Source organism: Gracilibacillus sp. JCM 18966 (genome assembly GCF_055392695.1).
In genome coordinates, this window is record NZ_AP043883.1 from 3,032,182 (window position 1) to 3,046,660 (window position 14,479).

A 14,479-nucleotide genomic window follows, 5' to 3' on the forward strand; every position below is an offset into this window, starting at 1 on the left:
AGAATACATTGATTCCTTTTAAATATCACAATATTTAGGCCTTTTCTCTGAGCCTAATTTAATAAGATTATATTATTCCAAATATAAACTGTGAATGTGAGAGAGTAACCACCCTCTTAGCATTCACAGTTTATTTTTTAGGAATGGAACTATTTCTGTTGCTAATAAAATGGCTACTTATTCATAGCACATAATAAATTTTAGTAAAACAAAAATCAAATGTTGTAGGATATTTTTCCTTCCGCAATGAAAATATGGTAAACTGTATGCGATTAGTCTTTTTTGTTTAAATTTTGAAACCTTTTACAGCTTTCAATCGTAAATGTAAAATAGCCTGAAAAGAAGGGAGGAGGGAATTTGTCACGTATCCTATTAAAAGCAAGTGCAATGGTTTTTATACTTTTTAGCTGTTTAAGCTTTTTTACCTATATTCAAGCTGCTGAAGGAGAGGGAAAGCTAGTCTATGTTATTCCTATCGAAGACACAGTTGAAAGAGGTTTAGAGGCATTTGTTAAACGGACAACAAATGAAGCGAAAGAAGCAAGTGCTGATCACATTATATTTGAAATCAATACACCTGGTGGCAGGGTAGATGCAGCCAAAAATATTGGCGAGATATTACAAGACTTAGAGATTGAAACGACTTCCTTTGTAACGGTAGAAGCATTATCTGCAGGGTCTTATTTAGCCCTCAACACTGACAATATATATATGAAACCCCAAGCAAGCATGGGAGCTAGTGGTGTCATTAACTCAGATGGAACTGCTGCAGATAAAAAAGCTCAATCAGCATGGATCGCCAGTATGAAAAGTGCTGCAAGCTCTAAGGATCGGGATCCGCTTTATGCGGAAGCAATGGCCAATGCTAATGTCGACTTACCAGATTATGGTGCGCCAAAAGGCGAGTATTTAACCTTAGATGCAGAAACCGCAGTAGAGATTGGTTATGCAGAAGACATAGTAGATCATCGAACTGCATTATTACATAGCTTATCGCTTTCTGATGCTGAAGTGGTTGAAACGAGTCCTACATTTGCCGAAGGTCTTGCTCGTTTCCTAACAAATCCAGTTGTTGTACCGATCTTGTTATCCCTTGCAAGTATTGGACTTGTTGTAGAATTGTATTCACCTGGTTTCGGTATTCCTGGTTCCATTGGCTTAGTATCTTTAATCCTGTTTTTTTACGGCCATATTATTGCAGGTCTTGCCGGATATGAGGCGATAGTTCTATTAATATTAGGAATTGTCTTGATTATAATCGAAATATTTGCACCTGGTGGCATTTTGGGATTTATCGGCCTTGCGGCTATTGTTGTATCCCTGTTTATGTCAACAGACAATATAGGTCAGATGTCGATCAGTATTTTAATTGCCATTTCATTAGCAATTATTGTAGCGGTTGTTCTGTTTAAAACGATTGGACTTGAGAAGGGAATCTTTCGACATGTCATATTAAACGATGCAACCACAACAGAGCTTGGTTATGTATCAACAGTAAATCGAAAAGAACTAATCGGTCGAGAAGGGATAGCAGTGACACCTCTTCGACCCTCAGGAACAGCTGAATTCAACGATGAGCGTTTAGATGTTGTTTCAGAAGGGGCTTTTATTGACATGAGTCGACCTGTTAAAATCGTCAAAGTAGAAGGTTCCCGAATTGTGGTAAGACCAATAAAAAATGATTAGGAGGAAATGAAAATGGATGCAGGATTTGGAGGATTTTTACCAATTATACTCATTGGGTTAATTGTTATCGCAGTTGCTATACTGTTTACATTTATTCCTGTAATGCTATGGATTAGTGCACTAGCAGCAGGGGTAAAGGTCAGTATCTTCACACTTGTTGGAATGCGTTTAAGAAGGGTTGTCCCATCCCGTGTTATTAATCCATTGATTAAGGCACATAAAGCAGGACTTGGAGTTACCACGAACCAACTAGAGAGTCATTATTTAGCAGGTGGTAATGTAGACAGAGTGGTAAATGCATTAATTGCAGCACAACGAGCAAATATTGAATTAAGCTTTGAACGCTGCGCAGCTATTGACTTAGCAGGACGTGACGTATTAGAAGCAGTCCAAATGAGTGTTAATCCAAAGGTAATTGAAACACCATTTATCGCAGGTATTGCAATGGATGGAATCGAGGTAAAGGCAAAGGCTAGAATTACTGTTAGAGCGAACATTGATCGACTTGTCGGTGGTGCTGGTGAAGAGACGGTAATTGCTCGTGTTGGGGAAGGGGTCGTTAGTACAATTGGTAGCTCGGAAGCCCATACGAAAGTATTGGAAAACCCTGATTCTATCTCCCAAAATGTTTTAAACCGTGGGTTGGATGCTGGTACTGCGTTTGAAATTCTATCTATTGATATTGCCGATGTAGATATCGGTAAGAACATTGGAGCTATTTTGCAAACAGACCAAGCAGAGGCAGACAAAAACATTGCGCAGGCAAAAGCAGAAGAACGACGTGCAATGGCGGTTGCTCAAGAACAAGAAATGTTGGCAAAAGTCCAAGAAATGCGTGCCAAAGTAGTAGAAGCAGAAGCAGACGTACCACTTGCTTTAGCAGAGGCGCTACGTTCTGGGAAAATGGGTGTAATGGACTATATGAATTACAAAAATATTGGAGCAGATACCGATATGAGAGATGCAATTGGTAAATTAACGGACACGGATAAAGACGATGATACCAATCAGTAGTTTTATTAATTCATCAGCCAACTCTTACTGGAAAGGAAGAGAATAATGGATGATATTTTAGGCTTTCTTCCCGCTATCATTGCAGTGCTCTTGTGGGTTTTCGGCCTCTCCAAAGCTAACGAGAAAAAGAATAGCAATCAACCTAAGCAAATGAAAAGAGCTTCTACAGCTCAGCATCAATCTCGAGAAGAACAACAGACGAGCGTACCAGAGGAAACCTTGCAGAGTGAGCCGAAAATAGAACCTATTCCAGCTAGTGGAGAGGCTAGCTTTCAAGACCAAAAACGTGACGAGATGGAACGTTTAAAAGAAAAGCTTCAGAATGCGCAGGACGTTCGCCAGCAGCAATTAGGTGAGCATGATGCTTTACCTAATAGATCAAGCCTTAAAAGACAAAGTGAAAATAAGAAAATTGCTAGTCTTTCACTCAAGAGCAATTTAACAACGAAGGGGATTGCCCAAGGGCTGATTATGGCAGAGGTATTAGGTAAACCGAAAGCATATCAAAATATTCAGAAGAAAAATAGCTATAAACCGTAACTGGTTTATAGCTATTTTTTATTTTAGTAAAGTAAGTAAGATACACAGCATTCTAAGCTCAAAGTAAACGTACCTATTCAAGCATATAGCTAACTAACTTTTCATACAATGAAATGAAGGGGGCGTTGTGCTGTGCGGCAATGGAAAGATAAGCTATCAAGATTCGTAACTAAAACATTTGATCTTCCTTCAGAAGTCATGTTGGAACTCCCACGTATTACCATGATAGGTTCCATTCATGCCTATATCGAAAATCATCAAGGTTTAATAATCTTTCAATCCAATGAACTTTTGCTGAAGGTGCACAATGGCTTTATTAAGATTATTGGATCTGATTTTGTACTGAAAATGATGGTCGGACAAGAGATCTTACTAGAAGGGAAAATTACGGATGTAACTTTCCAAAAAGAGATAAATGGAGGGAAAACATAGATGTTTCTCGAGAAAAAAAGCTGGTTAAAAGGGTATGTCACCATAAAAGTGATAGGTGAATATCCAGAAAAATTTTTTGAGTTATGTGCGAAAAATGGCATACAATCATGGGATATAAACAAAATAAATAGGACAACTTGCACTGGTATTGTTAATGTAAAGGATATCCCTAAGCTACGCAAAGTTAAAAGGAAGACTATTCATAAGGTTTATTTCCGTGACAAAAATGGTTTTCCTTTTTTTATGAAGCATACCTTATACCAAAAACCACTACTCATTGGATTTATGATTGCAGTGTGTTTTATTTTTTTCCTTTCTAACATGGTCTGGCGAATCGACATCAATGGATTAGATAATGAATTGGATAAAAAAGTCATGGAGCACCTCACCGAGTATGGTGTGACAAAGGGGAGCTTGCAATGGAATATAGCTTCACCAGCGGAAATTCAAAAAAAGCTCCTAGAGGACATTCCAGAGTTATTGTGGATCGGCGTAACGAAAAGAGGGTCAAACTTCCATTTAGAGGGTGTTGAAAAAACACTAGTGGAAAAGCCTGAAGAGGAGGAGCCAGGCCACCTAGTTGCTGCGAAAGAGGGGGTAATTGTAGATCTTTACGTTGAAAACGGACAACCTCTTGTAAAACCAAATGATGTAGTAAACAAAAACGATATCCTCATTTCTGCTTATTTAGGTGACCAAAAAGAGGAGGACAAGAAGGAAGAGGAACAAGCTCCAAAGCCTCTTGTTGCTAAAGGGGAAGTGATTGCTAAGGTTTGGTATAGAAGTGAAATTGAGCTTTCGATAGACGATAAGTATGAAGTGCTAACAGGGGAGAGTGAAAAGAAGCATTATTTGAAGGTTATAGATTGGCTCATACCTGTTTGGAATTTCCGATATCCTGATTACAAAAATAGCCAAATGGAGGTAAATGAACGATCTTTCTATTTCTTGAAATGGAAGCTGCCAATAAGTTATGTGGAACAGACTATATTTGAGAAAGAACAAATCGAGGAGAAACGGTCAGAGGATGAAGCGAAAAAACTTGCACTCCAACAGGCGAAAAGAAGGTTGAAAAAAAGCATACCAATTGATGCAGAAATAATAGATGAAAAAATTTTGCACGAACGAGTAGAGCATGGTAAAGTTAAATTAACAATATATTACACCGTTCTAGAAGACATTGTAAAAAGACAAACAATAAATCAAGGAGATTGATTATGTCAGAGGATTTTAAATTAATTAATTTACAACTAGAGAACCCAAACGAAGCATTAAATTTATTCGGTACAGAAGACCGCCATCTCAAACAATTAGAAGAACAGTTACAAGTTTCCATTGTTTCAAGAGGAGAACAAGTAAGCGTTTCTGGAACAATGGAAGATAGAAAAATGATCCAAGAAGTGTTAGATGGATTACTTCACATCATTCGAAAAGGGATTGCGGTAACAGAACGCGATGTTATTTATGCTGTAGATTTAGCAAAAAGAGGAAAAATCGATCAACTTGAGACATTATTTGAAGACGAGATTACAAAAAACGCTAAGGGTAAATCAATTCGGGTAAAAACGCTCGGTCAACGAAATTATTTGCAAGCAATGAAACGAGATGATTTGGTTTTTGGAATTGGTCCAGCCGGTACAGGAAAAACCTATTTAGCCGTTGTGATGGCAGTATCTGCTTTGAAAAGTGGTAAAGTAAAAAGAATCATCCTAACAAGGCCTGCAGTAGAAGCAGGGGAAAGCCTAGGATTTTTACCAGGAGATTTAAAAGAAAAGGTTGATCCGTATCTACGTCCACTTTATGATGCATTACATGATGTGCTTGGCAATGAACATACGATGAGATTAATTGAACGTGGAACAATTGAAATTGCACCACTTGCTTATATGCGAGGGCGAACATTAGATGATGCTTTTGTCATTTTAGATGAAGCGCAAAATACGACTACCGCTCAAATGAAAATGTTTTTAACAAGACTTGGATTTGGGTCAAAAATGATTATCACTGGTGACGTAACTCAAATTGATTTACCAAAAGGGGTTTATTCAGGATTAGTGGAGGCAAGGGAAAAGCTCCAAAATATGAACGGAATAAGCTTTGTTACTTTATCTCAGTCAGATGTAGTCAGACATCCAATCGTGCAAAAAGTCATTGAAGCCTATGAAAAGAAATAAAAAGCGCAAATGTAAAATCTCATGCGTGTAAATAACTAATGATTAAACCATTCTTTGAATAATCAAAAGAGGGATGATGATGAGAAAACAAAACATAACAAAGGATATACATAAATACTTAAAATATGATTGGATACAATTTTTACTAACATCCCTCATTTGTGCCTCTATTTTTTTTCTGGTGACGTATTCCAATGTATATACGGAAACATATGACATCGAGAAATTTTCAACAGCAAATGAAACGATTCGTTCCCCTATCACCATTGAAAACACAAAGGAGACGGACAGTCGTATACGAGAAGCTGTTCAATCAGTAGAGGATCACTACGAGATTTCATTAGAAGTGGCAGATGAAAGGGTCTCTGCTGTCCACGAAATATTTGAAGCAATTGAAAAAGTGGAATCAGAGGATTTGAAGAAGACACTATCACTTCCATCCGTCACAATCGATGACAAAATTTCCTACTTGAAGGACCTTGTTCAAGATGAAGCCATTCGTGAAATTGATGATCAAGTATTTTTCTCCTTATTCGAAGCAAGTCCAGAGAATAGAATGCTTGCTAAAGAATTATTGACGACTGCATTAAATGATGCTTATCATACAGGGGTTCAAATAGAAGAAGAGAACAAGGTAATAGAGTCAATCCAACAAAAGCTGCATTATTCAACACTAGATAATAGCTTTGTACGGTCTTTATATCCACTTATTTCCTATGGAGTCGAACCAAACTCCTTTTTCTCAGCAGATAAAACAAATGAAGCCCAACAAAGAGCTAGAGAGAATGTTGAGCCTGTCATGATTCGTGCTGGTGAAATCATTGTTGAAGAAGGAAAATTAATTACGAATGAAATTTATGAAGAGCTTAAGATTACAGGGCTTTTAAATGAAGAGAGGAATATATTCCCGTTAATTGGGCTATCGCTTTTATTACTTCTCCTAGCGTCCATGATGTTTTTGGAGATGTGGCATGCAAAGAAAAAGAAAGCATTGAAGCTTAGTTCGTTAATTGCCATTATTATTATTAGTATTTTTATTGCTAGTTTAATGAAGGTCGTCAGCTTTTATACGACTACGGTAAATCCTCTTTATTTTGTCGCGCCAATTGCTGTAGCATCTATGCTTTTAAAAATCTTAGTCAGTGAGCGGCTAGCAATCGTTTTTTCTATTTTTTATGCAATGGTAGGTAGTGTCATTTTTAATGCGAACATACCTGGCCTGCTTAATATGGAGGCAGGAGTATACTTTTTGGTTACACAGCTAGCTAGCATTTATTTTTTAGCCAATGTGAAGGATAAAATGGCGATTTTAAAGGCTGGCATCAGTATCTCGTTATATAATATTGTCACTGTATCTTTATTTTTATTATTATCGTTTGAGAAATATGACTGGTTAGACTATTTAATGTTTAGTGGATATGGCTTTCTTTCTGCCATGTTCTCAACCGTGTTAACAATTGGAATGCTTCCATTTTTTGAGTCAGGATTAGGAATTATTTCAGATTCAAAGCTTTTGAGCCTGTCTAGTCCGAATCAACCGTTGTTGAGGAAATTATTGATTGAAGCACCGGGGACCTACCACCATAGTATTATGGTTGCCAATTTAAGTGAAGCAGCTTGTGAAGCAATTGGTGCGGATGGATTACTTGCACGAGTAGGTGCTTATTATCACGATTTAGGGAAAACCGTTCGACCACATTACTTTATTGAGAATCAAATGGGAATGAAAAACCCCCATGATTTTTTGGACCCTTACGAGAGCGCTGAAATCATTCTTCAGCATCCTTTGGATAGTGCAGAAATGTTAAGAAAAGATAAGCTTCCAAAAGAAATCATTGATATTGCCCTGCAGCATCACGGTACAACCCTGTTAAAGTTTTTTTACTATAAAGCAAAAGAGGTTAATGAGAAGGTTCCAGAATCCGAATTTCGTTATCAAGGTCCTAGGCCTAGATCAAAGGAAGCCGCAGCAGTATCGATTTGTGACTCAGTAGAAGCTGCTGTTCGATCACTCAATCATCCAAACCAGGAAGAAATAGAAAATATTGTAACATCCATCATAAAGGATCGTGTGTTAGATGGGCAGCTTAACAATAGTTCTTTAACATTAAAAGAATTAGAAACAATGAAAAGCGTCATCTGTGAAACATTAAAAGGTATTTATCATTCAAGGATTCAATATCCAAAAGATGAGTCGATCAAGGAGGCAAAATAACATGGAGATTGATTTTATCGATGAAACAGAAAGTATTAAACAGGATTATCTGGAACTTATCAGTCGATTATTAAGCTATGCAGCAACAGAGGAGAAAATACCTGACAATGCTGAATTATCACTCACATTCGTAGACAATGAGGAGATTCAACGATTGAATAAAGAATACAGGAGTCTTGATCGACCTACTGATGTGCTTTCCTTTGCATTAGAGGAGGAACAAGAAGGAGAATTGGCTATAAATGGTGAAGGATTGCCTCTTGTTTTAGGAGATATTATCATTTCGGTAACCAAAGCAGAGGAACAAGCAAAGGAGTATAATCATAGCCTATCAAGAGAACTAGGTTTTCTTGCGTTACATGGCTTCTTGCATTTACTTGGATACGACCACATGGAGAAGGATGAAGAAACAAAAATGTTTTCAAGACAAGAGGAGATCTTAAATGGCTTCGGATTATCGAGGTAAGAATAGGTTCCATTTTGGGTTTCGTTATGCATGGAAAGGATTAAAAGTCGCCATATTAACCGAGCGAAATGTCAAAATACACCTATTAGCTATGATAATGGTGATCATTATCGGTCTGATAACTAAACTATCCACAGTGGAATGGGCTATCCTTTTTCTAACCATTGGTGCGGTCATTAGTATGGAAATAATAAATACTGCCCTCGAAAGAGCTTTAGACTACTTAGAGCCAAAAAAACATACCGCCATAGGTACCGCAAAAGATCTTGCTGCAGCAGCTGTTTTAGTTACGGCAATCATTGCCATCATCATAGCATGTCTAATTTTTTTGCCAAAATGGTTAGCAATTTTAGCATAGTGCTATCAAAATTAGAGATTATACGAAAGGGAAAGTGAACTTATTTAGGAAGCTTTCCTTTTTCAATTTGTACAAACTTAAAAGGGAGGCGAATGAAGCTTGTTTGAGTTTCTAACCTCTAGATAATGATAACCAACCTTCCAAAAAACAACATCACATGTTAGAATGTTTAAACAATGCCAATTCGTGTAGAATATTAGGGAATACATCCTTTTTACAGGTTTTAAAAAACATTACCACTAGTTTTGTCGAATGCATGAAATACACAGCAATTTATAGTATGATATACATATAGCAGCCAACAAGAGAATAGCGGAGGAACAGTATGGAAAACACTTTCAAATCAGGATTTGTAGCTATAATTGGAAGACCTAATGTCGGGAAATCTACCTTTATGAATAGAGTAATTGGTCAAAAAATTGCCATTATGAGTGACAAGGCGCAAACAACGAGAAATAAGATTCAAGGTGTATACACAGATAAGGAAAAACAAATTGTTTTCATTGATACGCCCGGAATTCACAAACCGAAGCATAAACTAGGCGATTTTATGGTCAAAATTGCAGAGAACACTTTAAATGAAGTGGATGCAATTATGTTTATGATCAATGCTGATGAAGGGTATGGTCGCGGAGATCAATATATTATCGATCGACTAGCAACTAATAAAACACCAGTTTTTTTAGTCATTAATAAAATTGATCTCATACATCCCGACGAACTTTTGCCACTTATTGAATTATATAAGGACAAGTATCCATTCCAAGAAATTATTCCAATTTCAGCATTAGAAGGTAATAATGTATCCCATTTAATGGACATTTTTACAGAGTATTTGCCTGAAGGACCACAATTTTATCCAGAGGACCAAGTAACCGATCATCCAGAAAGGTTTATCATTGGAGAATTAATTCGTGAAAAGGTTCTTCATTTAACAAGGGAAGAAATTCCACATTCTGTAGCAGTGGTCATAGACCAAATAGAGAATCGTGGAGATGATCAAAAGCTCTTGATACAAGCAAGTATCATCGTTGAGCGAAAATCTCAAAAAGGTATTATTATAGGCAAGCAAGGTAAGATGCTCAAGGAAATTGGAAAAAGAGCAAGGCAGGATATTGAACGTTTACTTGGTTCGAAGGTTTATTTAGAGCTTTGGGTAAAGATCCAAGAAAATTGGCGAAATAAACCGCATCAGCTCCATGAGTTCGGTTTTAAACAGGATGAATATTAACGAATGGAGTAGCTTTCTTCATCATTTTACTATGATAAATGTATGATCATTGAAAATCATACATGGTAAATATTATTACTAATTGAATGACTGTTTTGGGTAATTCTATTAATGAGCACAATGATTAATGACCAAAAGGAAAGGTGAGATTTATTGTGATCGATGTACCATGGAAAATTTTCAGTCAAACAGGTAATATTGAAGCATATTTATGGATGAAGCAAATGGAAGTAGAAGAACCAATAATGGAGGATGATTCTTCCGACGATCAGCAAGAATCTTTACTAAAAGATACACATTTTTAATTGTAGAAAGGGAAAGGTGAAGCTTGTGTTCGAAAAAGTAGAAGGCTTCATTCTTAAAACACAGGATTACGGAGAAACTCACAAAATTGTGACATTACTAACGCCAACAATGGGGAAAATTGGCGCAATAGCACGTGGTGCAAAAAAAACAAAAAGTAGAATGGCTGCTATCACGCAGCCATTTATTCATGGTAATTTCTTAATCCAACCTGGTACTAGTCTAGCCACGATCCAACAGGGTGAAGTCCTATCTTCTTTTCGAGGAATTAGAGAGGATATCTTTAAAACAGCTTATACAAGTTATTTAGCTGAATTAACGGATAAGCTAATTGACCCAAAAAAATATAATCCGTTTCTTTATAAACAGCTTCTTCAAACGGTTAGATGGATTGACACTGACAAGGATGCTGAAGTCTTGACGATGATATATGAGTGGAAAATGTATCAAGAGGCGGGTTTTGCGCCTATCGTTGACAAATGTGTTCACTGTGGCCGAAACAAAGGGCTTCATTATTTTTCTGTACATGAGGGAGGGGTGCTGTGTTCCGCATGTTCTTATAAAGATCAGTATGCCTTTTATGTTTCAGAAAACTTACATCGACTACTTGTTGTTTTTTCCTTAATTGACATGGAACAAATAGGAAACATCTCTATCAAAGCAGAAAATAAACGCTTATTACATCAAATAATGGATCAATATTATGAACAGCATGGTGGCTTTTATCTTAAATCGAAAAAGTTTTTAAAGCAGATGGATCAATTAAAAGAACCTTAGAAGTTGACAATGGATTAGATTTCTCTTATTATGTAGAATAATGGAATGACGTTTCTGCGTGGAGAGAGAGTAGTACTTTTCATCCATTCTTAAAAGCGAGTCTAGGTTGGTGGGAGCTAGATAGGAATGCGTTAAGGAAGGCGCTCTGGAGCAGTTTTTTTATAAAGTGGTTATCCTATAGAAATGGATAACAAATAGGGTGGAACCGCGGGCAACCCGTCCCTATGCTTTATCAGTGGATAAAGCATAGGGACGGGTTTTCACGTTAGAGAACGCGATTTTTAATGGGGGTAGTGAACATGAATATTCAAGAAATGATCTTAACATTACAGAAGCATTGGTCAGATCAGAATTGTATTCTGATGCAAGCATATGATGTGGAAAAAGGAGCTGGTACCATGTCTCCTATGACCTTATTGCGTAGTCTTGGGCCAGAGCCTTGGAATGTAGCTTATGTAGAACCATCCAGAAGACCTGCTGATGGAAGATATGGACAAAATCCAAATCGTCTTTATCAACATCACCAGTTTCAAGTGATTATGAAGCCATCACCTGCAAATATTCAAGAGTTATATTTGAAATCACTCGAAAAGCTTGGTATAGATCCGAAAGAGCATGATATTCGTTTTGTAGAGGATAATTGGGAAAACCCAACTTTGGGTGCAGCTGGCTTAGGTTGGGAGGTTTGGTTAGATGGAATGGAAATTACGCAATTTACGTATTTTCAACAAATAGGTGGTCTAGAGGCAAAACCAGTAGCAGTGGAAATTACGTATGGTATTGAGCGTCTTGCATCCTATATTCAGGATAAAGAGAATGTTTTCGAATTAGAATGGACGAAGGGTGTAACAGTAGGAGACATTTTCTATCAACCTGAATACGAGCACTCCACCTACACGTTTGAGGAATCAAATACAGAGATGCTGTTCGAACTATTTTCAACCTATGAGGATGAGGCAAAACGAACAATGGAAAAAGGATTAGTATTTCCAGCATATGATTATGTCTTGAAATGCTCTCATACGTTTAATTTATTAGATGCCAAAGGGGTTATCTCTGTGACAGAGAGAACTGGCTATATCGGAAGAGTGAGAAATCTTGCTCGAGAAATCGCAAAGCTTTATGTAGAAGAAAGAGAGAGGCTTGGTTTTCCGATGTTGAAAGGAGAGAGTAACGTAAATGAAAACAACTAATGTTTTATTCGAGATTGGCTTAGAAGAAATGCCTGCTCGTTTTATGGACAATACAGAGAAGGAATTAAAGGAAAAGACAATAAATTGGTTAGAGGAAGTCAGATTATCCTACCAAAAAATCCACACATACATTACGCCAAGACGATTTGCTGTATTAATCGAAGGACTTCAGCTGAAACAAGAGGATCAAGTAGAAGAGGCAAAAGGTCCTGCAGAGAAAATTGCAAAAGACGAAAATGGAGGCTGGACAAAAGCTGCAATTGGTTTTTCAAAAGGTCAAGGTAAGACCGTTGAAGACTTATACATGAAGTCAGTTAAAGGTACTAACTATGTATTCGTGAAGAAGTTTATTGAAGGCAAGAGTACGGTGGAGCTTTTACCACAATTTAAGGAAGTCATTTTAAACTTACACTTTCCAAAGAGTATGCGTTGGGCAAATGAAAGCATTCGCTATATCCGTCCAATCAAATGGATCGTTGCCTTACAGGATCATGAAGTAATTCCACTTAGTATTGCCGGAGTTAAATCTAGTAATATAACGTATGGACACCGCTTTTTAGGTGGAAAGATTACCATCGATCAACCACTTCAATATGAACAGCTTCTAGAAAGGGAATATGTAATTGCAGTAGCACATAAACGTGAGCGGCTTATTTTAGAAGGGATCAAAAGACTAGAAGAGCAAAACAATTGGCAAATTCCAGTTGATCAAGACTTACTATCAGAGGTGAAAAACCTTGTAGAATTTCCTACAGTCTTTAGTGGTAAATTCCATGAATCTTTTTTACATTTACCAAAAGAAGTGTTAATTACGACGATGAAGGAACACCAACGATATTTCCCTGTTCAATCTACCGAAGGAGAATTGTATCCTTATTTTATCGGTGTAAGAAATGGTACAGCAGAACATATCGATACCGTTGCACGAGGTAATGAGAAGGTGCTACGAGCTAGACTACAAGATGCGCAATTTTTCTATGAAGAGGACCAAAAGCAATCGATAGAACGGAATTTAGATAAGCTAACTCGGATGGTTTTCCAAGAAAAACTTGGAACAATTGCAGATAAGTCAAAAAGGATAGTGAATATCTCAGAAATAATAGTGGACCATCTTGGTTTATCAGAGAAGGACAGAACACTTGTAAAACGAGCCGCAGAAATCTGTAAGTTTGATCTTGTTACAAATATGGTAACGGAATTTACGGAGCTTCAAGGAATTATGGGAAGAAATTATGCCTATATTTTTGGTGAGGATCCAGCAGTGGCCCAAGCAATAGAGGAACAATATATGCCACGCCATGCGAATGCAGCATTACCTGAAAGCATTGTTGGTACAGTAGTCAGTATTGCCGATAAGCTAGATACTATTGTTGGTTGTTTTTCTGTCGGGTTAATCCCTAGTGGTTCACAGGATCCTTATGCTTTAAGGCGACAAGCTTTAGGGGTCATTCAAATGATCGCTCATCAAGGATGGAGCTTGAATTTGGATCGATTAGTGAAGGAAGTACAAGCTTTATATTCTACTAAGGGTGACAATAAGGTACTATCTCAGCTAGAATCATTTTTTAAGCAAAGAGTTGCATATATTATGAAGGAGGATAATATTGAAGCAGATGTGATCGATGCCGTCTTAATTAATGAACTTGTCAATATTTCCTTTGTAAAAAGAAAAGCACTCGTACTAAGCGAAAAAAGAAATGATCCTACTTTTAAAGCAAAACAAGAGGCCTATGTTCGCGTCATTAATTTAGCCAATAAAGCAGAGAAGATCGATTCTGTTAGGCCAGAATTATTTGAAAATGAGCAGGAAAAGCAACTCTTCGGTACTTATCAATCGATCCAATCAGCATACTTAGAACTCCTTCAGCAACAAAAAGCTCAAGAAGCGTTAACTGCTTTAGATCCGCTTGTTCAGCCAATTCATCAATTTTTCGATCATACCATGGTTATGGCAGACAACGAAATGGTCCGAGCAAACCGCTTATCTCTACTGAGTGTTATTGCCAAAGATATTAAAAAGTTTGCTGATTTAACACTGATCCAATGGAAGCAAGTTCAAGGTTAGTGAGACCCAGGGGGCTAAAGAGGTA

General features: G+C 37.2%; 14 protein-coding genes and 1 other annotated feature. All 14 genes read left to right on the forward strand.

Features of this window, described 5'->3' with window-relative positions; genetic code table 11:
• The first annotated feature begins 387 nt into the window (after positions 1–387).
• The 14 genes from ACZ5N5_RS14560 to glyS all read left to right on the forward strand — a co-directional run bounded on the left by ACZ5N5_RS14560 (position 388) and on the right by glyS (position 14,454).
• Entirely contained in the window at positions 388–1,686 is a 1,299-nt protein-coding gene (locus tag ACZ5N5_RS14560) for an NfeD family protein (protein ID WP_109984592.1), read from the forward strand.
• A 12-nt stretch (positions 1,687–1,698) separates the two neighbouring features.
• Entirely contained in the window at positions 1,699–2,700 is a 1,002-nt protein-coding gene (floA, locus tag ACZ5N5_RS14565) for a flotillin-like protein FloA (protein ID WP_054787729.1), read from the forward strand.
• A gap of 45 nt (positions 2,701–2,745) precedes the next feature.
• Entirely contained in the window at positions 2,746–3,240 is a 495-nt protein-coding gene (locus ACZ5N5_RS14570; protein WP_054787728.1) for a hypothetical protein, read from the forward strand.
• Positions 3,241–3,372: 132 nt separating this feature from the next.
• A complete protein-coding gene (yqfC, locus tag ACZ5N5_RS14575; protein WP_054787727.1) occupies positions 3,373–3,672 on the forward strand; it encodes a sporulation protein YqfC in 300 nt (99 codons plus the stop codon).
• The gene (gene yqfD, locus ACZ5N5_RS14580) at positions 3,673–4,887 is read left to right on the forward strand and encodes a sporulation protein YqfD (RefSeq protein WP_109984155.1); all 1,215 of its coding nucleotides are present in this window, start codon (positions 3,673–3,675) and stop codon (positions 4,885–4,887) included.
• Positions 4,888–4,889: 2 nt separating this feature from the next.
• Positions 4,890–5,846, forward strand: a complete 957-nt coding sequence (locus tag ACZ5N5_RS14585) for a PhoH family protein (RefSeq protein ID WP_109984156.1) — start codon at positions 4,890–4,892, stop codon at positions 5,844–5,846.
• Between the two features lie 79 nt (positions 5,847–5,925).
• Positions 5,926–8,061, forward strand: coding sequence for an HD family phosphohydrolase (locus ACZ5N5_RS14590; protein ID WP_464372696.1), 2,136 nt, complete (start codon positions 5,926–5,928; stop codon positions 8,059–8,061).
• A gap of 1 nt (position 8,062) precedes the next feature.
• Complete coding sequence (ybeY, locus tag ACZ5N5_RS14595) at positions 8,063–8,527, forward strand: rRNA maturation RNase YbeY (protein ID WP_054787724.1); 465 nt, start codon at positions 8,063–8,065, stop codon at positions 8,525–8,527.
• Positions 8,505–8,885: a diacylglycerol kinase family protein gene (locus ACZ5N5_RS14600; protein WP_464372697.1), complete on the forward strand. Its 381-nt coding sequence runs from the start codon at positions 8,505–8,507 to the stop codon at positions 8,883–8,885. The genes ybeY and ACZ5N5_RS14600 overlap by 23 nt, the downstream gene beginning before the upstream one ends.
• 325 nt (positions 8,886–9,210) lie before the next feature.
• The gene (gene era, locus ACZ5N5_RS14605) at positions 9,211–10,116 is read left to right on the forward strand and encodes a GTPase Era (protein WP_054859266.1); all 906 of its coding nucleotides are present in this window, start codon (positions 9,211–9,213) and stop codon (positions 10,114–10,116) included.
• Positions 10,117–10,271: 155 nt separating this feature from the next.
• Positions 10,272–10,421 carry a YqzL family protein gene (locus ACZ5N5_RS14610; protein ID WP_109984159.1) on the forward strand — a complete coding sequence of 50 codons (150 nt, stop codon included), beginning with the start codon at positions 10,272–10,274 and terminating at the stop codon, positions 10,419–10,421.
• 25 nt (positions 10,422–10,446) lie between these two features.
• Complete coding sequence (recO, locus tag ACZ5N5_RS14615; protein WP_464373788.1) at positions 10,447–11,196, forward strand: DNA repair protein RecO; 750 nt, start codon at positions 10,447–10,449, stop codon at positions 11,194–11,196.
• A 50-nt stretch (positions 11,197–11,246) separates the two neighbouring features.
• Positions 11,247–11,423 (forward strand) — a binding site (T-box leader).
• A 72-nt stretch (positions 11,424–11,495) separates the two neighbouring features.
• Positions 11,496–12,389 (forward strand): glycine--tRNA ligase subunit alpha, encoded by an 894-nt coding sequence (gene glyQ, locus ACZ5N5_RS14620; protein WP_054859267.1) that lies wholly within the window; start codon positions 11,496–11,498, stop codon positions 12,387–12,389.
• A complete protein-coding gene (glyS, locus tag ACZ5N5_RS14625; protein WP_464372698.1) occupies positions 12,376–14,454 on the forward strand; it encodes a glycine--tRNA ligase subunit beta in 2,079 nt (692 codons plus the stop codon). Before glyQ ends, glyS begins: the two co-directional genes overlap by 14 nt.
• The last annotated feature ends 25 nt before the right edge of the window (positions 14,455–14,479 follow it).

Excerpts from the sequence above, each read along its gene's own strand:
- ACZ5N5_RS14560 (WP_109984592.1), top strand. The coding sequence starts at position 388 with ATGGTTTTTATACTTTTTAGCTGTTTAAGCTTTTTTACCTATATTCAA.
- floA (WP_054787729.1), top strand. The coding sequence starts at position 1,699 with ATGGATGCAGGATTTGGAGGATTTTTACCAATTATACTCATTGGGTTA.
- ACZ5N5_RS14570 (WP_054787728.1), top strand. The coding sequence starts at position 2,746 with ATGGATGATATTTTAGGCTTTCTTCCCGCTATCATTGCAGTGCTCTTG.
- yqfD (WP_109984155.1), top strand. The coding sequence starts at position 3,673 with ATGTTTCTCGAGAAAAAAAGCTGGTTAAAAGGGTATGTCACCATAAAA.
- ACZ5N5_RS14585 (WP_109984156.1), top strand. The coding sequence starts at position 4,890 with ATGTCAGAGGATTTTAAATTAATTAATTTACAACTAGAGAACCCAAAC.
- ACZ5N5_RS14590 (WP_464372696.1), top strand. The coding sequence starts at position 5,926 with ATGAGAAAACAAAACATAACAAAGGATATACATAAATACTTAAAATAT.
- ybeY (WP_054787724.1), top strand. The coding sequence starts at position 8,063 with ATGGAGATTGATTTTATCGATGAAACAGAAAGTATTAAACAGGATTAT.
- ACZ5N5_RS14600 (WP_464372697.1), top strand. The coding sequence starts at position 8,505 with ATGGCTTCGGATTATCGAGGTAAGAATAGGTTCCATTTTGGGTTTCGT.
- era (WP_054859266.1), top strand. The coding sequence starts at position 9,211 with ATGGAAAACACTTTCAAATCAGGATTTGTAGCTATAATTGGAAGACCT.
- glyQ (WP_054859267.1), top strand. The coding sequence starts at position 11,496 with ATGAATATTCAAGAAATGATCTTAACATTACAGAAGCATTGGTCAGAT.
- glyS (WP_464372698.1), top strand. The coding sequence starts at position 12,376 with ATGAAAACAACTAATGTTTTATTCGAGATTGGCTTAGAAGAAATGCCT.